This window comes from Pajaroellobacter abortibovis (assembly GCF_001931505.1).
Classification (GTDB): Bacteria; Myxococcota_A; Polyangia; order Polyangiales; family Polyangiaceae; genus Pajaroellobacter; species Pajaroellobacter abortibovis.
This window is the reverse complement of record NZ_CP016908.1, coordinates 642,728-665,668: the sequence shown is the minus strand read 5'-3', so window position 1 is coordinate 665,668 and position 22,941 is coordinate 642,728. Positions and strand designations below refer to the sequence as shown.

Sequence of the window (22,941 nt, the reverse complement as noted above, 5' to 3'; positions counted from 1 at the left end):
GACGGGTAAGACACCCACTCGTTCTAAAAAGAGAACAGACCACGAAACACTTGCCCGTCCTCTCCTTTGTCAGCCCCTTCACCTCCAGGACCTCCTTTCCCAGCCCATCCACCTATTTCTTCATAGGTAACCTTGCGCATTGCTGGCTGACTCGTTTTATTACAAAGAATAGAGACGGAAAAACCACCCGGCCCTCCAGCTCCTGAGCCCCCTTTGCCACCATTGCCTCCAGAACCTCCATTCGCCCCCTTTATGCTGCTGCCCGCACCATTGCCTCCAGGACCTCCTTGTTGTCCATCATGTCCTTCCCCCCCCTTGCCACCATTCCCTGCTTTGTTTATTCCTATCTTGACATTATCCAGAGAAAGTTCCGTATTCTTGAAAGAAACCAAACCAATAGACCACCCTCCCGACTTGCCTCCCTCTCCTTTCTTCCCCCCACACCCTCCGCAGCCACCACCCCCTCCGCTTCCACTTCCACTAATATAAGTTCCACCACCCCCACCTCCTCCCATCCCAGGTGAACCATCCTCTCCATCTGCACCTGAGGGAAGGACCAATAATCCATGTTGGTTTATCGTTAAAGTACCGTTCTTTCTTTTACCACCAGCACCAGGGACACCATGAGCACCATCTTCACCTTTTTTAGGGCCACTCCCGTGATCATCATCCATCTCCCCCCCTTTTGCTCCTCCACACGCATCCATCCCACTTGAAGGTAGCTGTTGTGAACTTACACCATTCCCACCGTCTCCACCGTTAACGCATATCCCGTTACACGCCTGACAGATTGCACCTTTTCCACCTTGCACACCGACTCCATCACCCCCTCCAAGACTGATGGGGGGGTCATAACTCTCCCCCTCCCTCCCATCCAAGCCATCTCCTCCTCGCCCAGCATGCAGGCTTACACCCATCAAGGCCACTTGACTGGAAAAGCCTACAAAACCAGCAATACTCGACTCCCCTTGCCCCCCATCCCCCACAAAAAAGTCAATATTACGTATGCGTACGTTCTTAACCCCCCTCAACCAAAGCGCCGGACCAGCTCCATCCACTCGGATCTCCGTCTTAATTTGATCAGATTCTTCCCACGTATCGCAATCATACCTACCTTTAACTACAAGAGAGCTATGTAATTGCCCCCATAATCGCAGCGGGACAGAATATTTTGTACCGCACAACAAAAGAAACCACTTATCTTCTTCCAGTGGGTCCAGCATTTTTCTTTTATTCGCCAGCTTTTGAACTACTGCTGTGAGAGTCATGGGACTTGTCTTCGTCCCTTCCCCATCGTCCTTGGCATCTGAAGATACAAAAATCACCTTCCCGCGCTCGATGCTGTCAATGAGACTTTCTTCATCATCTGCATACCAATCGTCAACATGATCGAACCGACAATCTTCACAGGCTGAAAAGAATGGGAAACCGAGCGTCAACAACCACAAAAAAGGAGGAACACGCAAACGAACAAGAAATGACTTACCACGCATACGGGCCTACCTTTCTTATCTGTAGTAGGTTAATTTATAACCCCTTCCAAAAAGCACACCAAACGATATTCTTGCTCAGCTTAATAATTTTCAGTGAGTTCAAGCAGTAAGTGGGGACCCGCTTGATTTGATCCGTAAAACGATCCCCTATCCATTCTTGCTTGCACGCTCCAAGACAGCAAGGGGAACCAGGCTCCACCCACCGATAATCAGCAAGACACACAGGATAAATAAAACAGAAACTGATCCGGGTTGGACTAATCGAGCGCTACATAATGCCCCTCGTGATTTTTATAATAAAGCGGAAAAAAGGGGAGCGGTCTTGCAGCACAGAGCACAGTCAGCTGAGCCAACCGTTCAGGAACCATCCTGATCTCATCGAACTCGAGCAGATAGACCCGCTCAGAGCTGTGGTGACAATATCAGCCGCAGGATACGCAATCCGATCCACCTTACAGCTGGCATCCCTGCAAGTGGTGGTAATCTCATTTAACCCCTGCTCAACGTGAAAGGCCAAGTGTGTTGAACCAGAGAAGGAACCAACTTTTGCTGCGCCGCCTAATAAGGTCTGTGCAGAAGGCCTCTTCTCGAGGAAAGGGTGAAGTGTGGAGGCGATCAACTTCGCAAACGCATCGATCTCCACCTGGTCTGGCAAGCGCCTGAAGAGGAGGGGGAAATCCATCGCGATGCATATGCATCACCACTTGCCCTATTTCATCTTCAATAGGAAAGAGCATACGCTCAGTCAATACTTCAAAAGCGCGATAACCCTACGAATAGATAGCCGCCTTGATTGCCCGTGGTTGATCGACCATCCCCCTGCTCTTCCATACTGCGAGAACCCTATATCCAGACGGTCCAGAATCCTGCCCTGTCGCACTTGATATCTGGATAATCCAAAATCAACCAACACAGCCCGCTGCCGCTGGGCGATGATCACATTAGCATGTGTCAAATCCAAGTGTCCGATCCCCACCTGATGCATCGCCTCAAGCCCTGAAAGAATCCCTTCAAGCACCTTATAAGATCGATTCCATGGCACCCACGCGGGTCTCTATCAATTGCTTCAAAGAGGAACACTGTACCGTGCCAGTAACTCCAACGAATTTTCGAGTGAGATAACAGCATCCGCTTGTTGTGGATTCTCAAGACTCGATAGAGAGCGAAGCGAGGAAACAGTGCTCAACAAACGCAAAGCTGCATCGATCTTGGCGAACACCTCTCGAACACACTCAAGAGAGCTCGAAGGATCGAGCGTAAGCCTCTCGCTCAAACCCGCAAACGCTTCTGCAAATGTTTCCATCCCACCTGGTTGGCACACATACCGAGCCAAGATCAGAAAGAGAGCGCCCGCCTTACAAACCTCAGCCCTCAAAAGCGCTTTAAGCGCTCTAGCTAGCGCGATCGCTACAGTCTGCTAAAGAGATGAGACTCTCCCTCAAAGCAATAAACGAGCATTGACACGATGCGTAACCACTGTCCCTGCCTCCACGCAGAGCGCAGAGTGAGAAGGGCTTTGGCCTTTTTCTTCCAATCCGTCATCCACAAGATACACAAGCGCCTGCAATCGATAGAGAGCGAGATCAGTGGTTGAAAGTCTTCCTCCTTTAGCCTCTGAAGAGTGCTCTGAGAGAGATTCAATCACCGAGGTGGAATATACCTCTCGCTGCAGGATCCAGTTAGCCACACGCTCACGCAGGCGATGCAATTTTTCTTCGAACACTTGCAACTGTTGGTCTTGTAAACCAAGCTGCACAAGATAGGCAAGAATAGGGCGTTCAAGGGAACCACGCTTCACTTAGCGAAGCAGACCGAGGGTAGCGCGCATAGCAACAGATCCCCCCCTTCCTTTCGATTTTCTTTCTCCTCTTCCTCGGGGGGCTAATGGAGCAGAGTACCCCCACCACCCCTGTCATTTCTTGCATTGTCCCTTTTGTAAGCGCATAGGCTGCGTGAGCCCGCTGCTGGACAAAAGCGAGCAACGCAGTGTGAAGCGGTTTAAACAGCATCTCCGTGGCTTTGGGATGGCGCATCTGAGAAGAGTGCACCCGATCCCCAAGGAGCGGATCAATTCGTCCAGAGGAGCTCACTCCCTCCAGAGCAGCATCCATCAACGCAGAAAGATGCGCTGCCGTCTTTGCGATTACGGGATGAATCCCAACTTCCCATGTCAGATCGATCAGCGCTCCACTCATCTCCACAGGAGCCACATAAGCAATGCGTTGGAAAAGCTCTTCGATGGGCTCGGGTTCCGTTTCAAGCGTGCGCCCTAAAGCTCCAACAAAGGCGATGGCAATCTCTCGATCTTTTTCGAGAAGGCAAGGATTGAGCACTTATCGACTCAACCGAACATCTGCTTCATGATCGAATGCTACAAGCGCAGCCACCGAAGCAGCTGCCCGCATCCATTCTTTCGCTGAAAGCGTATCGAGTGAAAGAATCCGTTTGATATCCTCTTTCTCCTGCTGTATCTAAGGGTATAAAAGCCCCCGAGCCACAGAGGCATACCTCCAACATGAGGGGTCTCGATCAGCAAACAAACGCTTGAGAATCGACCCAATCGCACCCCCTTCGAAGAGTCGGAAAGGGCACTCGTCCCCTTGCAGTGCACCCGTGCCGCTTCTCTGGCGGCCTACTCCCTCGATCAATTGCGCAGCGAAACGGCGGGTCGCGAGGGAGCTTTTAGAAGGGGCAAGGATCCATGCATGCATCAGCACCCGCTGTGAACAAATAGCGAGAGCCACTCTCGTCGTATTCACTTCACACGTCAAAGAGAGTTCCAACGCGAGCACCAGCCGAGCAACCCCTACTCTTCCCAAGAGACGTTGAGGGGAATGTATCATGCATGTCACCATCTCCAGAAAAATCCCAGCGTTAGTTCCAAGGAACCGACCCATAAATCGATTCCGTCAAACTGCTTGACGCTCTGATCAATCCTGTGTTTCGGATAACTGAATAAACTCTTCCAAATAAAATGTAAAATCTCTCACTGATTCATCCTTATAATGGACGGATTCACTGCCAAGAGAGTTCCGCTTCTTTCTGCGACCAGGGTATGGTAAGAACAGCTTTCTCACTTGCCTCTTTTTCCCCTATTGAGTGAACTGCCGTGATTGTTCTAGATTCGGTTACAAAACGTTTTGGGCATAAAGTTCTTTTTGAGGGTGTCTCTGCTCAATTCGATCGTGGTAAACGCTATGGGATTACTGGAGCAAATGGAGCCGGGAAATCAACTTTTCTTAAACTTGTAGCAGGAGTTGAGGAGAGCGATGGGGGCTCCATCACGCTCCCTTCTTCAACGCGAATAGGAATTCTAAAACAAAACCATTTCGAATACGAAAAGGAACGTATCGTAGATACGGTCATGATGGGGAATAAAATTCTCTGGAATGCACTAACAGAAAAAGAGAAATTGTTACACAAGGAGATTGATGAAGAAACAGGTCTCCGTCTGGGCGAGTTAGAGGGGATCATCGCCGAAGAGGATGGCTACACTGCTGAAAGCGAAGCTGTAGAGCTGTTGGTGGGTCTTGGAGTCCCCTCCGAAAAACAGCAAGATGCAATGAGCACCCTCCCTCCCGGATACAAGTTACGCGTTCTTCTCGCTCAAGTGCTCTTTGGCAAATCCGATGTCCTTCTTCTAGACGAACCGACCAACCACCTCGATCTCGATTCGATCCGCTGGCTCGAGGCCTTCCTCATCGAATATGCCGGCACTGCCCTCGTCGTCTCGCACGATCGCCATTTTCTCAATGCGATTGCCACTCATATCGCAGATTTGGATTATCAAACGATCACCCTGTACACGGGGAATTATTCTAGCTTTGTGCAAGCAAAATATGAGCAAAAGCAACGCGCTGCATCGCAGGCCACAGCCAACAAAAAGAAAGTTGCAGAACTTCAAGAGTTTGTTCAGCGGTTTGGAACACACGCTTCGAAATCGAAGCAGGCGCAATCACGGATTAAACAAATCGAAAAATTAGAAGAAAGCATCAAAACACAAGGGCCCAAGCGTTCCAGTCTCGTTCGCCCTTTTGTTCGGTTTGAATTCAAACAATCGAGCGGGCGCGATATCCTTCGCATCGAAGGGGTGTATAAATCGTTCGGTCAGAAAAAGATTTTCGAGAATCTATCCCTTCATTTCAACCGCGGGGATCGCGTCGCTGTGATCGGTCCAAGCGGGATCGGGAAATCGACCCTTCTCAAAATGCTTGTCGGAGCGTACGAACGGCTCGATTCAGAAACCAAACCTTACACGCTCACCCCGAATGCAGGGACGATCCGATGGGGGCACGATGCTAGTGTGGGGTACTTCGCTCAGGATCACCACGAAGCCCTAGGAGAAACAGCAAAGGGCAAAACAGCCTTTGAATGGTTATACATGTTTGATCCGACAGCCGCACAAGAGACCATTCGCGGGATCTTGGGGCGGCTTTTATTCTCAGGGGAAGCTGCGCTCAAAAAGACAGATGCCCTCTCAGGAGGTGAGGCAGCCCGTTTACTTCTGGCTAAGTTAGTCTTAGGAAAACCGAACGTTCTTGTTCTGGACGAACCCACCAATCATCTCGACATTGAATCAATCGAAGGTCTTCTCGAAGGTCTTCTGCTGTTCAAAGGGACAGTTCTTTTTGTGAGCCACGATCGCCATTTTGTAGAACGGCTCGCAACGCGAATCTTCTCCCTTCAACCAGGAAAGGCTACCGATTTCCCTGGGACCTATTCAGAATGGATAGAAAAGCAGACAAGATACTAACCAATCCGGTTCATTGTCTATTGCTCAAGAAACCTTAAGGAGAAAAAAACTTACCCGCATAGACAGCACCCACCCCCAACGCTTCCTCAACGCGAAGCAGTTGATTGTATTTGCTCGTTCGCTCCGATCGGCAGAGACTTCCTGCTTTAATTTGGCCTGCTTGTGTCCCGACTGCGAGGTCAGCAATAAATGTATCTTCCGTCTCTCCTGAACGATGGCTGATCACCACGCCGTATCCCGTTCTCTTAGCATACTGGATAGCTTCGAGCGCCTCCGTCAATGTACCCACCTGATTGGGTTTAATGAGAATCGCATTGGCACACCCCTGTTGAACTCCTTGTTCCAGCCTCGAAAGATGGGTCACAAAGAGATCATCCCCCACGAGCTGCATTCGCCCTCCTAACGTTTGGGTAAGCTCTTTCCATCCTTGCCAATCATCCTCCGCACAACCATCCTCCAATGAAATCAGAGGAAAACGATCTGCTATCGCTCGATAGGCTGCGATCAATTCTGATCCACTCCTCTCCTTCCGCTCAAAGCGATAGGTCCCTTTCTCAGGAGAGAAGAATTCCGTCGCAGCGCAATCGATTGCCAAACCAATTTGCTCACCAGGGCGATAACCAGCTCCTTCAATCGCTCGCAGAATATATCCGAACGCTTCCTCGTGAGAAGAGAGGCGAGGGGCAAATCCCCCTTCATCTCCTACAGCGACCACCAGCCCTTTTTGCTGAAGAAGAAACCGCAGCTGATGAAAAATCTCAACGCCTGCCTGCAAAGCGAGGTGAAAGTGATCAAATCCAAAGGGGACGATCATCAACTCTTGAAAATCAAGTCCATTGTCAGCATGCTTTCCCCCATTGAGGATGTTCATCATGGGAACTGGTAACGTACGAGCAGAGACCCCTCCTACATATCGCCAAAGAGGGACGCGAAGTGTATCCGCAGCAGCACGGGCAACCGCTAGAGAAACCCCCAAGATTGCATTTGCCCCGAGTCTGGATTTATCGGGTGTATGATCCTGCTGAAGCAAAAGCTGATCTATCTGCGTCTGTTCGAAGGCACTCACCCCCACAAGAGCAGGGCCTAACGTTTCACGCACATGCCGGACTGCCTGCCTAACCCCATTCCCTGCAAATCGGTTCTCTTCTCGGTCACGGAGTTCCACAGCCTCATAGCTCCCTGTAGAACACCCGCTAGGAACTGCAGCGTACCCCACACCGCTTTGAGTATATATCTCCACTTCAACAGTGGGATTCCCACGCGAATCTAAGATTTCACGCGCGTGCACTCTTCTGATCTCACTCATTGTAGTTCTCCTTTAAAGAACAAGACAAGTCTAAAGAAAGCAGAACTCTTAGGACCTATGCTATTCTTCCAGTAGTTGATTGTACGATTATTAAGGTCAGCTTCGATGATTCATCCGCCCTTTTCCCATACCAGTTCTCAAGAGGAAAGTCTCTTTTCTGCTTTCGAGCAAGAATCACCCCCAATCGAATTTCAACTCGCCATAGCGAGAAATGGAGTGGGGCTTGAATTAACACAACCCGTTTCGATCCATTTTCTTGAATTCGTGGATCTGTTCTTATTTTTAGGTGCCGCTAAATTTCCTCTCGACGTGTCGGGAGGAGTGGCACGCTTCCGTCACTGCCAGGGAGAACTTCAACGGATTCAGGTAGAGTTCAATATCGCTCGTTTCTGCTCATGGATACGTCCGCGGTTGGCAGGAATTATCGGTCCGACTCCTCCCCAACTTTGGATCCTTCCGCGAGAGATGGGAGCCACCGTAGGATTAGGGGGAGAAGAACCCCTAATCCCCCCCATCGAAAGACCGCTCCTCGCTTTTGAAATTGCCGTATTTCTACAAGAAAGTGATCTGACCCTCGAGATTTACCACGCAAGAGGGATTCATCTAACTGCCCCCCCAACACAGCTCGCGATCGCCACCCTCCAAGCGATGACACACCCTTTTGGGCAACCTAACGGAGCCTCATTCCTGTTTAAGAAAAGCATCCGATCGCTCACACATTGGATTCTCCACCAAGCCGGCGTAGCACCATGCAGAGATGACAGAATTCCACAGATCTCTTTCCTCCCCTCCTCACAAGGATGGACCTTACAAACAGCCTCTCGAGAATCCATCCCTTCCACAAACAAAGAAGCTATCTACGCAAAAGAGGCCAATGAGTGGACACGAACAGGTGATCTCGCGCGAAGCCGTGGAGAACTAGACAAGGCAAAAGCATTTGATCGACAAGCGCTTTCAAAAGCCCCCTATCATCCTGAAATAAGCCGGCGGATTGCCGAAATTTCCCTCCATCATCAAGCGAATTTGCAAGAAGCGATCGATCTGCTGATAGCCTGCCATCCAAGTCACCCTCCCCGCCCATGGCTTCTCCTTGCAAGTCTTTACGACCGCTTAGAATTTCCAGAGGACGCTCTCTCCGCATGGATCCAAGCAGGAGAGCAAGAGCGCATTCCCCCCCTAGCAGCCTATGCCTACCAGCGAGCCGCAGAACGTGAGAAGAACTTTGCCCAATCCCTCCTCTGGTTTGAGCGAGCCATGGACTGGACTCCTCAAGCTTCTTCTATCCTCTGGACTCGACTCCACCGATGTCTCGAGGCAGCAGCATGGGAGCAAGCGCTCAAGGACACAGACACATTAATTGCCCAAACAGAAGGAAACATTAGGCAAGCCCGCGTAATGTCATTCTTGGCCAGTTTATGGGAAACACACCATCAAACAGAACAGGCAGCCACGCTGTATGAGCAAGCCCTCACCCTCGATGTCCAGAACTTAAACGCTCTCATCGGATTAGGCACCTGTTTCATCGCACAGGGGCAATCCAAACAAGGCATTTCCCTGCTCTATCGTGCTCTTGATACCTTTTCACCCTCCGCCTCCCCACCTCCTTCCCTTCTCCTGACACTCGCCTGGACGCTCGCAGAAAAGTTACACGACCTAGCATCCGCCATCGCACGCATCCAAAATATCCCTGATTCTGCTGAAGAAGCTGCCATTGCGCGAGGCCTTGAAGCGCGGTGGAGAGCCTCCCTCGGAGATACAGAGGGGGCCGAACAAGCTTTTAACCGAATGCACACCAGAATTCATGAAGAAAGGACTTCTCTGTGGAAGACGAGAGAAGAGAGCCTCCATCATCTCCTGCTAGAAGCCGTAATGTTTGCGCGAGATATCCAGCGCGATCTAACAAGCGCACGCATCCACCTCAAAACGCTGCTCCACTGGATGCCACACGATCCTCAAGCACTTGCCTTACATCATGAACTGGAACAAGAAATCCCTTCCGTCCCTTCTCCTCTAGCCGATATCGAGCATTTACCCCTTTCTACAGAAGAAACAGCGGAAGAAGAAAGAGAAAATCGACGGATTGAAGAGTTGCGAGAACAGCTCCAAGCCAACCCGACCGATGACCTTATCACTGATGAGTTGATCGCTCTCCTTACGCGTCGGCAGCGAACTCATGAGTTATTGGCTCTGCTCTGTGCACGTCTCGAAGAAGCCGATCAAGAGCGGCGGACCACTCTTCTCCCTCATACGCTAGCCACACTCCAAAACCTCGAAGAGATCTCCCGCACCCACCATCGCCCTCAAGAAGCTGCCCTGTACCACCAAGTCTATCAAAGCCTCCTCATCCCTTAAACATTGCAACCAGACAAGAGGTTAAAAAAGAAAAGACCTCAAACGAAGCTTTTTCTCTCAAGGAACCAAAGAATGGAACGTTAAAGAGGACTCCTTGGGAGCCAAAGAGCTCTTTCACGACTCAACGACGAGCAATGTGTTAGGCGGATGTTCCGTTGCGTTGACGACGGCGTGCAACAAAGCTACCCACAATTCCAATCAGAGCCATCAATCCAGCCACAGGACCAGACCCCGTCCCGCTCGATGAACAGCCACAGCCACTCTCGCTGCTACCACCCTCTCCTGTATCCCCCCCATCCCCTGCATCTCCAGCGTCTTTTTTGTCCTTTCTTCCATCTTCACCAGAAGCCCCCGCGTCAGCATCTGCAGGTGGTGGCTTGTATCCTTGCCCTTCGCATTGCGCATTCGCGTTGCATGTGGCCGTATCATCCCCTCCAAGCCATTTCTTGCACTGGTTATCGTTCTCGCATCCCCCGCATTTCCCACTTTTCCTATCGTCACCCGTACAAGGAGCACCATCAAATGCACCGGAACATGCAGCATTGTTGGCTGGATCTACATTTCCACCAGGCTGAGCATTTCGTATGCCAGGATTGCCAGCTTGTCCTCCTTTAGCCTCAATCGTGTTAGGAAGTGCAGCAGCGCTGATGCAGAGATTACCCGCACCACCCCCTCCCCCTGACCCATATTTGTCGGGTTCCACAGTAGCAACCGCACCACCACTCCCTCCATTCACAGAGACAGTCCCACCAGCAGCATAATTTCCAGCTACTTGAATGAGGACGCTACCCCCCGCACCACCCCCTCCTTTACCATCATTGTTATTTCCTGAAGAAGGGTTGTTAGCATTTGCAGTTACTCCCTTTGACGAGATAGCACCATTCCCATCTATCTCCCCTGCGCGCACAATGACAATTCCTCCCCCTGAACCACCTGCGCTACCTAAATTATGACTCTGATGTCCCCCTCCTCCCCCACCTCCCATGAAGAGACTTGCAGGGAAGTCACCATCCACCTTGGCACCACCCATTCCACCTACTGCCCGCATATTCGCCTTATTTAGATCATGAGCATTTCCCCCCCGGCCTCCAGCAGCTCCGTTTCCCCCTCCCCCACCTCCGGAGCCACGGCAGCCACCGCCCGCACCGCCACTCAGGAGTACTCCATATCCTCCATGCGCCCAAACTTGCGATGCAACAGGAGAATGTGATTTATCGTCTTTCTCTTTATTTGCGTTCTCCACAGTAAAGGCACTGAGCTCGAACGATTCTCCACGATATCCGAAGCGACCTTTATGGGGAGCACCATACATTTCATTACAGTTTTTTGCTGTTCTTGCTCCTTGATAGATTGGGTTGGCAGAGGGAGCCCCTCCTCGGAAACCAGCTCCGTCAGCACTGATGGACCCATTATTCGTCAGCTTTTGCGCTGCAAATACAGCAACAACGCCTCCTGTTGCTCCATTCCATGGTAAGGGGACAAGTCTAGTTCCCGTATCAATCATCATATTCTGATATTCACCAACCGTCAGCACCTGGGTCACAATGGGATCAAAGGTCTGTTCGAGTGGCTTGGTGAGCCCAATGGTTCCATTCGAAGCTGTTTTAATTCTAGCGAGTTCGAATTTACCGACACTGGTACCCGTCATGGAAAGAGGTGACTTTAACCACGGATCCACACTGTTCTTTCGTGGAACAGGTAACTGTGCAAAATCCTTGCCATATCCAGTCGATTGTATTAACAACACCATGACTCCAGGCTCAAATTTAGGAGCATCTGGAGCAATTGCATCATTATCCGCACGCTCTGTAACTGTAAGAGCCTTATTATCTATAATCGCTGTTACTTGCGCATAGCGATGAAGCACTGTTTCAGCAACGCCCGAAATAGCCTTATCCCCATCCTTCCCCGTGCCAAGACCATAAGTATCCGCACCTTGCGCAGTCTGTACGAGGGCAAGCGAAGCGACAACACCCAGCATACCAACATACTTGCTCACGAATCGGGATACACTTCTTCCTTTGAAAACCACATCCGTCATAATTGACTCCTCTGACTCACTAAAAAACTCTGAGTGACGCTGTCACAAACAGGCTATTTTATTTCAATTCGACATGGCACGCACGGCAAGGTCAATTTACTTCATACTTAAATGAAATACAACCTCAAGTAGAAAAGACATGGACTCACTTTATTTTGCCTGATTTTACACTTTTCAAAAAACAGATAAGCCAATTTTGAGAAAATCAAGTCCGTTCTGTCGGGTATTTTCTGATCAAGGCATGAAGAACAGCTTTTGTTTCTTCGGGGGGGATTGTGTTCTCTTCACCCAAAAAATGCATGTGAAAAGCGTTCACAACATGTTCGGTCTGCTCATCGAGCTTCCCTGTAACCTGAAGGAGATATTCCCATTGTTTGAGGTGCTCTTGAAACGACCGCAGTCTTTCCTCCCCACGAATCAGTTGCTGAGGGCTTTTCCCCGCTATAAGAGAAGGGACTTCTTGTTCATCAGACCAGGCACCGATCCCGTGATCGTAGAGTCTCTTCCAGTGGAATAGAGGACCTGGATCCCATTTCCAACCAGGAGCTATATCCGCATGTCCAAACACACACGGGGGGGAGATCTGATACCGATCGCAAATCTGCTTACAGATTGAATGAGCGCTTCGATCTAAGGCTCACTTTCCCAAGGGAACCAAATGTGATGCCCGATTGCATCGAGAATGGGGACGCCCTTCCGCATCGACTTGAAACACAAGATTCACATTCTCGATCTCGCTGGGATGTATCATTGAGCTCAGTTCTAGATCCCCAAGCGCTGTTCCCAGCATGCCAAGCCCAATCGTAATCCTCCACAAGTTGATACACGATCTCCACGTGAATCACCTCTTGACAGATCAAGTAATGGGCACTCACCATCCCCTCCGTCAAAACACGAAGAGAAGTCTCTCGAAGCAGTACAGTGTAGTGGACATCTGAATCTTGCAGCATCCCCCCCATTCATGTTGCTTTATCTCTCTCTGGGCTGAGCCCCTTGTAGGAGCTACAAGAATACGTAGGACAAATATTCATAGGCAGAAAGGAAGTTGGAGAAGACACCTCCGAGCCACATGCAGCAAAAAAGCAAGGGGTGTCAAAAAAATCAACTTAAGCGCAATAACCATCGGATACAGACAACTTTTATGGTGATATTATTCACTCTTTTCACGGCAGAGAGGACATCCGCTGATATCTCCTCCTGGGGCAAAAAACCAACTCGCTGCACCGCTCCCTTTCTCATCTGGATCGCGATCTAATTAAATCTTACAGCAACCATAACGGGATAATCATGCGACACGAACGAAAGGAGGACACGGGGAGCGTGTTCAGGGGATTGAGCCTAAAATCGATCAGCCGGTTTCGACCTTCGCATTTTGGGCAAGCTTGCTAGCCCCTTCATCCACTTATCATCAACAAATACCTGCCATTCATACGCAGTGTTAATATCGCTGACATCAATAGGAACTGTTTTGTAGGGATCTGGCTGACTATCCGGTCCAGAGGAAGTGTCGTCGAGCCATGCAAGAGCACAGGATACGCAAAAGAGGAACAGGCGGATCCATTCACGCATCCCCCAGCAAGCAAGAGGAGTAATGAAAGAAGAAGTGCAACGAATAGCTCAACAACGCCGCTCCACTTCCTCATATCGAACTTTTCACCTTAGCGAACTTGAAGGAAGTAAGGAAGGACAGTCATTACAAGCTCGTCTCGCTGCGCGAAGGGCTCCAGTGAAACCAGAGGAAGCCATTTGCTAAAGAGCTCGAGCGCTGTCGTTTTGACATTCACAGCATGGGCAAATTCGTCGGCACCTCCTCCGACAAGAGTCATCATCTGGAGGAGAGGAGATCCCACTTCAACCGTCTCGACCACCGCATCGGCAGGAAGCTTTGCTTCCATACGAGCGCGCGCAATCGCTTCGCGCAGGCCACCCAATTCGTCGACGAGACCTTTTTCTTTCCCCTCTCTCCCACCAAAAATACGCCCTTCTGCCACTTCCTGTATCTTGGCAGGTGGGAGCTCACGCCCCGTCGCAACACGGTGGACGAAAAGGGTATACGTAGCGACAAACCCTTCTAATATACGCATACGCGTCGCATCATCCCATTCGACAAGAGGAGACATATACACAGAGCGGTTGATCGCTTGAAGGCTAACGCCATAAGGGACAAACGTCTCTGTGTGAATCCCTAAATGCTCCAGGGCTTTTCCAATCCCGATTTTTCCACCAACCACCCCGATCGAGCCCACAATTGAAGTGGGAGATGCGTAAATCCACTGAGCTGCAGACGCTAAATAATACCCCCCACTGGCAGCCATATCCCCTATACTAGCGACAAGAACCTTCTTGCGCCTGAGCCTCATCATTTGATTCCAGAGCAAGTCGCTGGCAAGTGCACTACCCCCAGGGGAATCAACCCGCAGGACAACGGCCTTGACCGCATCATCCTGCTCCAGTCGGGCGAGCACTCGGCTCAATTCCTTTTCCGAAATGCCACCCGTGGACAGGCCATTGGTTTCCCCCATAGAGATATTGCCAACTGCCCGAACAAGAGCAACAGGAGCTGACAAGCTCAACCCCTTATTATTGGTCAACATCTGAACTAGGATTCCCCAATCAAAGCGGTTATCGTTGCGGTCTGTTCCAAAACAGGGCTCCATACGCGTCACCCCAGCAAGCTTTTGAATCGCTTCTTGAGCCTGCTGTTTGTACCCCACTGCATCGATAAGGCCAAGTTCCATAGCCTTATCAGGAGCATAAGGACCATCCTCCGCTGCAGCAACAGTCTTTTCAGAAGAGCGCCCTCTCTGAATTCTATCGAGCCACTGAACGCGTATATCCGTCAGCGTAGACCTTAGGGTCGCCTGAGCCTCCTCGCTTGGTCCATCCCGTGTCAATGGCTCCTCAGCTCCTTTGAATTTACCTACCTGCAAAATATCCACTGAGAGATGCAATTGATCCGAAAGAAGACGGCGCATATAGACCACCTGTGCACCGATTCCAACCGTCCCTACAGTCCCTGCTGGAGACACATAGATCTGGGTACACCCCTCTGCCGCTGCCATCATCGTAGCATTGGTTAATTCCTCGGCATAGCAAACAACAGGAACATGATTTTTCCGGATCTGCCCGAGAAGCGTTCCTACCTCCAAAGCGCGAGCAAAACCAAACTGGGCATCTCCAAAATTTACATACACGCCCCGAACATCAGAACGAGCAAACACTTCCTCCATGCGTTTCACGAAAGCATCAAAACTGATTCGGCTGGGAGAAAGAGCCCATGGACTCCCACCACCTTGCTCTGGAATCCCCGCAGTCAGATCAACTTGGGCAATGATCCCTTTCGTTGATCTTCCTGCTTCTTCTACGGCAACCGAAGAATAAGGATGAGCCGAAAAGGATAAAGGGCGCCCCCTACATCCCCCTTCTACCATCCATAAAATCCCACACCCTATCGCACCGATCCTCCTAATGCTTCTAGACAGAGAGAACATCCATCCTCAAAGGTCGCGCAGAATTTGTTGAGCCTCTTTTGCAAGCTCCCCCAACGGAACTGCACATTCTTCCCCCCCATCATCCTCAATCATCACCTCTCGCTTATCCTTCAGCAGAGGGTCCAAAAGGGAGACAGCTTCCGTATCCCCACCCTCCACAAGAGCTTCCATTGCAGCTGAAACCACCTCTGGATTCTTGGAAGCCAAAAACTTCTCGAGCAGTTTGATGGTTCCAGGTTCTCCGATCCGGACGAGAATATACGGCAGCTCCAATAACGCCAAGCTAGAGGGATCCAAGCATTTGAGAGCCCGTTCAACTGCAATTGCCGCTTCTTTAAAACGCTCGTAAGCCAACTCCTCAAAGAATTCACCCGCAGCCTTCCGGATTTCAGGAGAATCGCTATCCAAAATATCGATCAGCTGATGAGCAACCCATTCACCGTGAAATTCACCGAGGAGAAAGGCAAGCCGCACAAGCCTCAGAATTTTCTGTTCTTCATGTTCAAGCCCCTTCGCTTCCTGAACAGCTTCCTGTAGGAGAGGCTTGATCTCCTCTGGCTTACTTTGGGCAAGCTCATGATGAAGTTGACGCACCTGTTGCTCTGCTTTAAAAAGCGCAAGAAGTGTTTTCCTTAGGCCCGTCATCGCTTTTCTCCTCCAAATCAAGGGGATCGTTGTTCAAGACAAAAACAGTTGAATCGACACTGAGGCGCTACGACCCTGTTTGATTCTTGCATTTCATCAAGTTATCATCTTTCTTTATACACGAATTTCCAGCTGACAGTAGCGTTTTTATCATTTGACAGATTCCACCGCTAGCCCGTACATCATCAAAAGATTGCCAAACAGAGATCCTCCTCAAGCGAAAACTGTTATTCTCCCTTTTTTTGCTCAAAAGTGACAGTTCCTTTTCGGAGAGTAACCCACGAGCCTAGTATAAAAGCTCGATTTCGAGTTCCATGTCCAAAAGGAGCATCGGCATAAACGGGAATAGCTAGATCTCGGGTGCATTCAATAAGTACCTCTTCAGTAGAAACACCATACCTACCAGGCTTCGAGCGAGTGAATTTACCGAAGACAATCCCACCCACCTTCTTTAGATATCCCCCCAAGCGAAGGGCTGTTAACATACGATCGATCCGGTAAGGGGCTTCTGCGACATCCTCAAGCGCAAGAATCACTCCAGAGGGGAAAGCAAGCCGCCCCGCCGCCGCTGTAGCCTCAAGAAGAGCTAAATTTCCACCCATCAAGGGCCCCTGTGCACCCCCTGGATGAAGGATAGAAAGAGCTGGCCATTGATAAGACGCATCAGGGTGCTCAAGCAATCTCATCAGATCCGCTCGATGAACAGAAGCATAAGGAGATTGACAAAGATGCATGGTCCCTCCAGCATGGATAGAAGTGATGCTGCGGCGATTCACTTCCAGGTGGAGTGCTGTACAATCACTCATGCCCACTAGCCACTTAGGATGTTTTTTAAGCTCTTCCCAAGGGAGAGCATCCACAATCCGAGTAGCTCCATATCCCCCCCGCACTGCAATCACCGCCTTAATACCTGGGTCACAAAAAGCGGAAGACAGTTCCTCTCGACGCCGTTGATCATCCCCCGCTAAATACCCCTTCCGAGCCAGAATCCCTGGTTGTACTTGAACCTGATAGCGCCCCTGTATCCAACCCAACATTTGGAAAAATAGATTAGGCTCACAGGGACCTGAAGGGGCGACAAGAGCGACCCGATCGCCTGGACACAAAGGAGAGGGGTAGCAAAAGGACATTGTGACTTTCTTCCCTCCAGCCCAGCTCTTTCAAAAGAGTTTCACGAAGTATTGACCCAGTCCTCAAGAGGCTTCATGCTTTGGTCAATGTACACACCTCAAGAACCCTTACATCTCTTCAAACAGCTTGTCAAATCGGTCAGACTCCACCCCATTTGGCAAAAAATTAGGAAACGCACTGACCAAACGCTGGACGAATGGCTCATCAATTTTCTGGGAGAAGACTTCCCCGCTAAGCTCGCCCGCGTTCCCCTCCACCTCACACCGACTGGCGTTGATCCGTTTGGACTCGATCCGGAGTGGACCAAATACACGCTTGCCTTCATGGGGTTCTTTCATCGGTATTATTTCCGGACAGAAGTGCACGGTGCTGATCGCCTTCTTCCAGGTCGTCTCCTCCTCGTGAGCAATCACGGAGGCCAGATCCCCATCGATGCTGCCCTGATTGCCACAACCCTCGTGATGGATGCAGAGCCCCCTCGACTCGTCCGCACGATGGTCGACAAGTGGACCCAAACTCTCCCTTTTATCTCGACGCTGTTCGCGCGTGTGGGACAGGTGGTAGGAGCTCCAGAAAATGCTCAACGACTACTTCAGCAGGGGGAAACCCTTCTCGTATTTCCGGAAGGAGCCAAAGGTATCTCCAAGACTTTCGATAAGCGCTACCAACTCCAAGAATTCGGGCTTGGCTTTATGCGCCTTGCAATTGAGACAGAAACCCCTATCATTCCTGTCGCCGTCATTGGGAACGAAGAGCAGTACATCTCCGTCGCCAACTTAACTCGAGTTGCCAGTCTGTTCCAAATGCCCGCATTCCCGATCATCCCTCAACTCTTGATCCCTGGAGGGCAGCTCCCACTTCCCACCAAATACCGCCTCTATTTTGGAGAACCAATGATGTTTTTTGGAGATCCCGATGAAGATGACGCAACCGTAGAAGAAAAAGTTTCGCTTGTTCGAAAGAAAATTCAATCCCTCCTCGATCAGGGCCTTCAATCGCGTCAGCATATTTTTTGGTGAATGATTTTACACACAATGGTCATTACAAAAGCTCCCACTTCCCAGCATCAGCCTGCCATCCTTGTCACAGGAGTCTGTGGACGTTTAGGCAAGCAGGTCGTTCGTCAACTCCATCGGCATTATCCTGTCATCGGGATCGATCAGCGTCCCTTCCACGAAAGTCCGAAAGATGTTCTGCATTACTCATTAGATATCCGGCGCAAGAAAATTAAGGATATCTTTCGCATGCATACGATCGGAGCCGTAATCCATCTAGGAATTATGCACGATCCGAGAGTATCCGCCGCAGAGCATTACTCGTGGAATGTGATCGGTTATCAAAAACTGCTGGATTATGTCGCATACTTTCACATTCCCAAACTCATTGTGCTTTCGAGCGCCAATGTGTACGGACCCCACTTCGATAATCTTCAGTTTTTAAAGGAAGAATCTCCCCTGCTAGCGGGACAAAACTTCCCCGAGATCCGAGATTTGGTTGAAATTGATATGTTGACACAGAGCTTCTTTTGGAAGCTGCCCGACATTGAAACCATTATTTTTCGTCCTACACACATTCTTGGACGAGTTCATAACGCTTTCTCCAATTTCCTGCGTCTCCCCATCATCCCCACCTTGCTCGGATTTGATCCGATGATTCAGGTCATTCATGAATCCGACGTCGTGCAAGCGATCCTCAAAGCGCTCACACCGGGCATTCGTGGAATCTTTAACATCGCAGGCACAGCACCTCTACCACTCTCTCACATCATCAAGATCCTCAAGCGACCTACTTTCTCTCTTCCTTACTCGCTCGCAACCCTCTTAATGCGATCGCTCTGGTCTCTCCGAATCACCAATTTCCCTGCACCGGAGCTCGATTATCTCCGATATCTATGCATGGTGGATGATGAGCGGGCACGAACCATTCTTAAGTTCCACCCCACACGCTCAATCTACGAGACCATCCTCTCCGTTACAGAAGATATCTGGTAAACGAAACACTATCCACTCACCATTAACCTAATCACGAGGCGCTCCATGTCCCAACCGATCTCTGCCTCATCAATAACCCCTGCTTGCTCTCACTGCAGAAGATCTGGCCAAAGCCAGAGAGACACAACCGCCCATCCATAACATCACCAACTGCTTTGTTATGTACTGGACAACCAACGCACTTCTCGCAATAAGAACGAGCCCGCTCAACAGAAGCAATTTAAAGAGATCGTGTCCCTCTCTAACACCATCGTCCTCAACATCAAGACACTCAACGTCATGTGGATTAAATACATGAAAGAATCTATTAAAGTAGCTCAAGCCAGCTTGATTCCAGTGGTGCTAGACCCCGTTGGAGCAGGGGCTGCCTTCCTCCGAACAACCACAGACCTCACCTTCCTTAAAACGAAAGCGATCAGTGCACTGCAGGCAAATACATCTGAAATCCCTGGTCTCTACGCCCTTACGGACAACACGAAAGGGGTAGAGAGTACTCTCTCTCCCGATTCGGTCCTCGAGGAGGTCCGTCATCTGTCCATCCGTCACGCGCGTGTAGTTTGCGTCAGTGGAGCTGAGGACTATATCATCGTCCAAGATAAAGTATTTAAAATAAACAACGGTCATCAGCTAATGACCCACGGGACAGGAATGGGATGCGTCGCCACCTCCCTGATGGGCGCTTTTTTAGCTGTCCAGCCCGATCTATTCCGCGCAACAATATCTGCCATGAACGTGATAGGAATTGTAGGGGAACTGGCCGCTGAACAAAGTACAGGTCCAGGGAATTTTTCCGTCTCTTTCCTAGATATTTCGGCTCACATCAAGAAAAGATACCTCATCGATCGTTTGCGAGGAGAAGACGTACACATGACTTCTTCCTCCCAACACGAAGCAAAAGGAGCAATCCAATGACTCTTTCTTATCAGCGCTTACCGCGTGTTTTAACCATTGCCGGATCAGACAGCGGGGGGGGAGCTGGCATTCAGGGGGACCTGAAAACAATTGCAGCTCTAGGATGCTTCGGAACATCCGTCATCACTGTGCTGACAGCACAGAACACCCAAGGTGTCCGCTCAATCTTTGAAGTAAGCCCTCAGTTTGTCAGTGAGCAGCTGCAAACTGTGCTAGAAGATATAGGCACCGATGCAATCAAAACAGGGATGCTTTACCATCCTGAAATTATCCGAGAAGTAGCAAATGTGCTCAAACGATATCCTACGATCCCAATCGTCGTCGATCCCGTGATGACCGCGAAAGGGGGAGCAACTCTCCTCCAGCAAAAAGCGCTCATCCCTCTTCGAGAGGCACTATTTCCCCTTGCTAGTATCCTGACTCCTAACCTCCCTGAAGCTGAAATGTTGATTGGCTACCCGATCAAGGATGAGAGTCCTCAGCATCAAGAGAAAGCTGCCACAGAATTGTTAGTCTCTTTAGGTCCCCAAGCGAAAGCAGTTGTACTCAAAGGAGGTCATTATTCAGGGACAAAAGCGAAGGACTGCGTCTGCCTCCGAGAAGACAACAGAATTCGCACCCTATGGATGAAAGCGCCGCGCATCCATACACAGAACACCCATGGAACAGGATGCACGCTGTCCTCTGCTATCGCATGTTTTTTAGCTAAAGGCTGGACCGTGGCAGCATCCATCGAACAAGCAAAAAAGTACGTCACTGCTGCAATTCAAAAAGGGGCTTCCATCCGACTAGGTCAAGGCCACGGACCGCTTCACCATTTCTACTCTCTTTCCGATCTGGAGCCGTTCCACGTGCATTCGTATTGACACTCTTTTCGTTCTCGTTCTATAGACCGCTTATCTCATTTAACAAAAAAACCTAGGGGAGCTACACCCTCGACGTGGCTGAGAAGTTGGAGTCTGATCCAACGACCCTTCAACTTGATCCAGATAATCCTGGCGAAAGGAAAGTTTCGATGTCAACGCGCACCATTTCTCTCACGATCCCCCTTGACAAGGCGATCCCTCCCTTCCCCGCATCGAGGAAAGTGCTGATTCAGAGTCCTAGCACTCCCCACATTCAGGTTCCTATGCGGGAAATTACAACTTCAACCTATCCCCTTCTCGTATACGATACAACAGGTCCTTACACGGATCCTACTTCATCCATCTGTCTTAATCAAGGGCTCCCTCCTCTCCGCGCCACTTGGATTGAGTCCCGACGGGATGTAGAAATCCATCCGTGCACATCGGATATCAGTCAGTCCCTACCGAGCCAGCAATCCACTCAGCGCATGCGCTCATCTAAACGAGCTCTTCCGGGAAGAGCAGTCACCCAGCGCTACTACGCTCGCAAGGGGATCATCACTCCTGAGATGGAATATGTAGCCATCCGAGAATCCCTGACGCGCGATTTCGATAGCGCTGTGATTACCCCTGAGTTTGTACGGAATGAAATTGCCACTGGAAGGGCCATCCTTCCAGCCAACATCAACCATCCTGAAGCAGAGCCGATGATCATCGGGAAACACTTTCTAGTCAAAGTCAATGCCAATATCGGCCTCTCTGCTGTTCAGAATTCCTTGGAAAAGGAAGTGGAAAAAATGCTTTGGGCTCTGCGATGGGGGGCAGACACCATCATGGATCTCTCTACGGGCAATTGTATTCCAGAAGTACGCGCGTGGATCCTGAGAAACTCCCCTGTTCCCATAGGAACAGTCCCTATCTATGAAGCGCTAGAACGCGCGCAGGGGAAAGCCAAAGAGCTCAGTTGGCCTTTGTACCGACAAGTGCTTATTGAACAAGCTGAGCAAGGGGTGGACTATGTAACCATCCATGCAGGGGTCAGGCTGGGATGGATCCCCCTTACGCATCACCGCATCACAGGGATTGTTTCAAGAGGTGGGGCGCTCATGGCCACGTGGTGCCTAGCGCATCAGGAAGAAAATTTCCTTTACACTCATTTTGAAGAAATCTGCGATATCCTCAGGTCATATGACGTCAGTCTCTCACTAGGGGACGGCCTGCGTCCAGGCTCCATTGCAGATGCCAATGACCAAGCTCAATTCTCGGAACTTAAAACGCTTGGAGAATTAACCAAAATCGCCTGGAACCACGATGTACAAGTGATGATCGAAGGGCCTGGACATATCCCCATGCATCTGATCGAAGAAAATGTGCGGCTCGAAGAAAAACACTGCGAACAAGCACCCTTTTACACCCTAGGCCCTCTTGCCACAGACATTGCACCTGGCTACGACCACATAACAAGTGCCATCGGGGCCGCCCTCATCGGCTGGCATGGCACCTCCATGCTCTGCTATGTAACACCCAAAGAGCACCTCGGGCTCCCTGCACGCGAAGATGTGAAGCAAGGGCTTATCGCTTATAAAATTGCAGCACATGCTGCTGATCTAGCCAAAGGACATCCAGGAGCCCGCAATCGTGATGACGCCCTCTCACGCGCACGTTTTGAGTTCCGTTGGGATGATCAATTCAATCTCTCCCTCGACCCAGACACCGCCCGAGCCTACCACGATGAAACCCTCCCCGGCAAAGGGGCTAAAACTGCACACTTCTGCTCCATGTGTGGCCCTCGCTACTGCCCCATGCATTTGAGCCAATCCATCCAAAATTCTGGACACACAATTTAGTCAGATGCCGCTGATCCCCTATTATTTCCCCTCTTCACTTCGCAGGCACGCACCCAGACAACCTATATCTAGAGCAAGCAGAAGGTCGTTCCTCATTGAAACCTGCCCCCACTACTCTGCTCACTCAGGTCCTC

The 22,941-nt window shown here is 50.3% G+C and carries 22 protein-coding genes and 1 riboswitch; of the genes, 7 read left to right on the top strand and 15 right to left on the bottom strand.

Annotated features, from left to right (window positions below):
* Positions 1–23 precede the first annotated feature (23 nt).
* From BCY86_RS03345 to BCY86_RS03315, 7 genes are all read right to left on the bottom strand, one after another.
* Positions 24–1,493 (bottom strand): hypothetical protein, encoded by a 1,470-nt coding sequence (locus tag BCY86_RS03345; protein ID WP_075276451.1) that lies wholly within the window; start codon positions 1,491–1,493, stop codon positions 24–26.
* Positions 1,494–1,993: 500 nt separating this feature from the next.
* Positions 1,994–2,242, bottom strand: a complete 249-nt coding sequence (locus tag BCY86_RS09665) for a hypothetical protein (protein ID WP_156865033.1) — start codon at positions 2,240–2,242, stop codon at positions 1,994–1,996.
* Positions 2,239–2,535, bottom strand: a complete 297-nt coding sequence (locus BCY86_RS03335) for a protein kinase domain-containing protein (protein WP_075276449.1) — start codon at positions 2,533–2,535, stop codon at positions 2,239–2,241. The genes BCY86_RS09665 and BCY86_RS03335 overlap by 4 nt, the downstream gene beginning before the upstream one ends.
* A 24-nt stretch (positions 2,536–2,559) precedes the next feature.
* Positions 2,560–2,796, bottom strand: coding sequence for a hypothetical protein (locus BCY86_RS03330; protein WP_156865032.1), 237 nt, complete (start codon positions 2,794–2,796; stop codon positions 2,560–2,562).
* A gap of 135 nt (positions 2,797–2,931) precedes the next feature.
* Positions 2,932–3,291, bottom strand: coding sequence for a hypothetical protein (locus tag BCY86_RS03325; RefSeq protein WP_075276447.1), 360 nt, complete (start codon positions 3,289–3,291; stop codon positions 2,932–2,934).
* On the bottom strand, positions 3,272–3,826 hold the full coding sequence (locus BCY86_RS03320) for a hypothetical protein (RefSeq protein ID WP_075276446.1): 555 nt from the start codon (positions 3,824–3,826) through the stop codon (positions 3,272–3,274). The genes BCY86_RS03325 and BCY86_RS03320 overlap by 20 nt, the downstream gene beginning before the upstream one ends.
* A gap of 138 nt (positions 3,827–3,964) precedes the next feature.
* A complete protein-coding gene (locus BCY86_RS03315) occupies positions 3,965–4,336 on the bottom strand; it encodes a hypothetical protein (RefSeq protein WP_156865031.1) in 372 nt (123 codons plus the stop codon).
* Between the two features lie 266 nt (positions 4,337–4,602).
* Between BCY86_RS03315 and abc-f the strand changes: the two genes are divergently transcribed.
* Positions 4,603–6,246 (top strand): ribosomal protection-like ABC-F family protein, encoded by a 1,644-nt coding sequence (gene abc-f, locus BCY86_RS03310; protein WP_075276444.1) that lies wholly within the window; start codon positions 4,603–4,605, stop codon positions 6,244–6,246.
* A gap of 34 nt (positions 6,247–6,280) precedes the next feature.
* On the opposite strand, the gene eno is transcribed toward abc-f, so the two are convergent.
* Complete coding sequence (gene eno / locus BCY86_RS03305; protein WP_075276443.1) at positions 6,281–7,552, bottom strand: phosphopyruvate hydratase; 1,272 nt, start codon at positions 7,550–7,552, stop codon at positions 6,281–6,283.
* Positions 7,553–7,657: 105 nt separating this feature from the next.
* Here eno and BCY86_RS03300 point away from each other — a divergent pair, with 105 nt between their 5' ends.
* Positions 7,658–9,904: a tetratricopeptide repeat protein gene (locus tag BCY86_RS03300; protein WP_075276442.1), complete on the top strand. Its 2,247-nt coding sequence runs from the start codon at positions 7,658–7,660 to the stop codon at positions 9,902–9,904.
* A gap of 139 nt (positions 9,905–10,043) precedes the next feature.
* Here BCY86_RS03300 and BCY86_RS03295 read toward each other — a convergent pair whose 3' ends face one another.
* The 7 genes from BCY86_RS03295 to BCY86_RS03265 all read right to left on the bottom strand — a co-directional run bounded on the left by BCY86_RS03295 (position 10,044) and on the right by BCY86_RS03265 (position 17,211).
* Positions 10,044–11,945, bottom strand: a complete 1,902-nt coding sequence (locus tag BCY86_RS03295) for an MYXO-CTERM sorting domain-containing protein (RefSeq protein WP_075276441.1) — start codon at positions 11,943–11,945, stop codon at positions 10,044–10,046.
* 205 nt (positions 11,946–12,150) lie between these two features.
* Positions 12,151–12,513: a hypothetical protein gene (locus BCY86_RS03290; protein ID WP_075276440.1), complete on the bottom strand. Its 363-nt coding sequence runs from the start codon at positions 12,511–12,513 to the stop codon at positions 12,151–12,153.
* A gap of 37 nt (positions 12,514–12,550) precedes the next feature.
* Positions 12,551–12,895, bottom strand: a complete 345-nt coding sequence (locus BCY86_RS03285) for an N-acetylmuramoyl-L-alanine amidase (protein ID WP_156865030.1) — start codon at positions 12,893–12,895, stop codon at positions 12,551–12,553.
* Positions 12,896–13,283: 388 nt separating this feature from the next.
* Positions 13,284–13,514 (bottom strand): hypothetical protein, encoded by a 231-nt coding sequence (locus BCY86_RS09660; protein WP_156865029.1) that lies wholly within the window; start codon positions 13,512–13,514, stop codon positions 13,284–13,286.
* Between the two features lie 89 nt (positions 13,515–13,603).
* On the bottom strand, positions 13,604–15,436 hold the full coding sequence (locus tag BCY86_RS03275) for a S49 family peptidase (RefSeq protein ID WP_075276437.1): 1,833 nt from the start codon (positions 15,434–15,436) through the stop codon (positions 13,604–13,606).
* 6 nt (positions 15,437–15,442) lie between these two features.
* Positions 15,443–16,081: a HEAT repeat domain-containing protein gene (locus tag BCY86_RS03270; protein ID WP_075276436.1), complete on the bottom strand. Its 639-nt coding sequence runs from the start codon at positions 16,079–16,081 to the stop codon at positions 15,443–15,445.
* Positions 16,082–16,308: 227 nt separating this feature from the next.
* Entirely contained in the window at positions 16,309–17,211 is a 903-nt protein-coding gene (locus tag BCY86_RS03265; protein WP_075276435.1) for a S66 peptidase family protein, read from the bottom strand.
* Positions 17,212–17,286: 75 nt separating this feature from the next.
* Between BCY86_RS03265 and BCY86_RS03260 the strand changes: the two genes are divergently transcribed.
* The 5 genes from BCY86_RS03260 (at position 17,287) to thiC (ending at position 22,807) form a co-directional block, all read left to right on the top strand.
* Entirely contained in the window at positions 17,287–18,231 is a 945-nt protein-coding gene (locus tag BCY86_RS03260) for a lysophospholipid acyltransferase family protein (protein ID WP_245776261.1), read from the top strand.
* Entirely contained in the window at positions 18,232–19,203 is a 972-nt protein-coding gene (locus BCY86_RS03255; RefSeq protein WP_245776260.1) for an NAD-dependent epimerase/dehydratase family protein, read from the top strand.
* Positions 19,204–19,353: 150 nt separating this feature from the next.
* Entirely contained in the window at positions 19,354–20,115 is a 762-nt protein-coding gene (gene thiM / locus BCY86_RS03250; protein ID WP_083604157.1) for a hydroxyethylthiazole kinase, read from the top strand.
* Positions 20,112–20,981, top strand: coding sequence for a bifunctional hydroxymethylpyrimidine kinase/phosphomethylpyrimidine kinase (thiD, locus tag BCY86_RS03245; RefSeq protein WP_075276434.1), 870 nt, complete (start codon positions 20,112–20,114; stop codon positions 20,979–20,981). Before thiM ends, thiD begins: the two co-directional genes overlap by 4 nt.
* Positions 20,982–21,025: 44 nt before the next feature.
* Positions 21,026–21,139, top strand: a riboswitch (TPP riboswitch).
* Positions 21,131–22,807, top strand: a complete 1,677-nt coding sequence (gene thiC, locus BCY86_RS03240) for a phosphomethylpyrimidine synthase ThiC (RefSeq protein WP_075276433.1) — start codon at positions 21,131–21,133, stop codon at positions 22,805–22,807. It overlaps the preceding riboswitch by 9 nt.
* Positions 22,808–22,941 lie beyond the last annotated feature (134 nt).

What these genes read in the sequence shown, in the direction of transcription:
- BCY86_RS03345 (WP_075276451.1), bottom strand. Translation starts at nt 1,493, where the DNA reads ATGCGTGGTAAGTCATTTCTTGTTCGTTTGCGTGTTCCTCCTTTTTTG.
- BCY86_RS03330 (WP_156865032.1), bottom strand. Translation starts at nt 2,796, where the DNA reads ATGGAAACATTTGCAGAAGCGTTTGCGGGTTTGAGCGAGAGGCTTACG.
- BCY86_RS03315 (WP_156865031.1), bottom strand. Translation starts at nt 4,336, where the DNA reads ATGATACATTCCCCTCAACGTCTCTTGGGAAGAGTAGGGGTTGCTCGG.
- eno (WP_075276443.1), bottom strand. Translation starts at nt 7,552, where the DNA reads ATGAGTGAGATCAGAAGAGTGCACGCGCGTGAAATCTTAGATTCGCGT.
- BCY86_RS03300 (WP_075276442.1), top strand. Translation starts at nt 7,658, where the DNA reads ATGATTCATCCGCCCTTTTCCCATACCAGTTCTCAAGAGGAAAGTCTC.
- BCY86_RS03295 (WP_075276441.1), bottom strand. Translation starts at nt 11,945, where the DNA reads ATGACGGATGTGGTTTTCAAAGGAAGAAGTGTATCCCGATTCGTGAGC.
- BCY86_RS03285 (WP_156865030.1), bottom strand. Translation starts at nt 12,895, where the DNA reads ATGCTGCAAGATTCAGATGTCCACTACACTGTACTGCTTCGAGAGACT.
- BCY86_RS09660 (WP_156865029.1), bottom strand. Translation starts at nt 13,514, where the DNA reads ATGCGTGAATGGATCCGCCTGTTCCTCTTTTGCGTATCCTGTGCTCTT.
- BCY86_RS03275 (WP_075276437.1), bottom strand. Translation starts at nt 15,436, where the DNA reads ATGTTCTCTCTGTCTAGAAGCATTAGGAGGATCGGTGCGATAGGGTGT.
- BCY86_RS03270 (WP_075276436.1), bottom strand. Translation starts at nt 16,081, where the DNA reads ATGACGGGCCTAAGGAAAACACTTCTTGCGCTTTTTAAAGCAGAGCAA.
- BCY86_RS03265 (WP_075276435.1), bottom strand. Translation starts at nt 17,211, where the DNA reads ATGTCCTTTTGCTACCCCTCTCCTTTGTGTCCAGGCGATCGGGTCGCT.
- BCY86_RS03260 (WP_245776261.1), top strand. Translation starts at nt 17,287, where the DNA reads ATGCTTTGGTCAATGTACACACCTCAAGAACCCTTACATCTCTTCAAA.
- BCY86_RS03255 (WP_245776260.1), top strand. Translation starts at nt 18,232, where the DNA reads ATGATTTTACACACAATGGTCATTACAAAAGCTCCCACTTCCCAGCAT.
- thiD (WP_075276434.1), top strand. Translation starts at nt 20,112, where the DNA reads ATGACTCTTTCTTATCAGCGCTTACCGCGTGTTTTAACCATTGCCGGA.
- thiC (WP_075276433.1), top strand. Translation starts at nt 21,131, where the DNA reads ATGTCAACGCGCACCATTTCTCTCACGATCCCCCTTGACAAGGCGATC.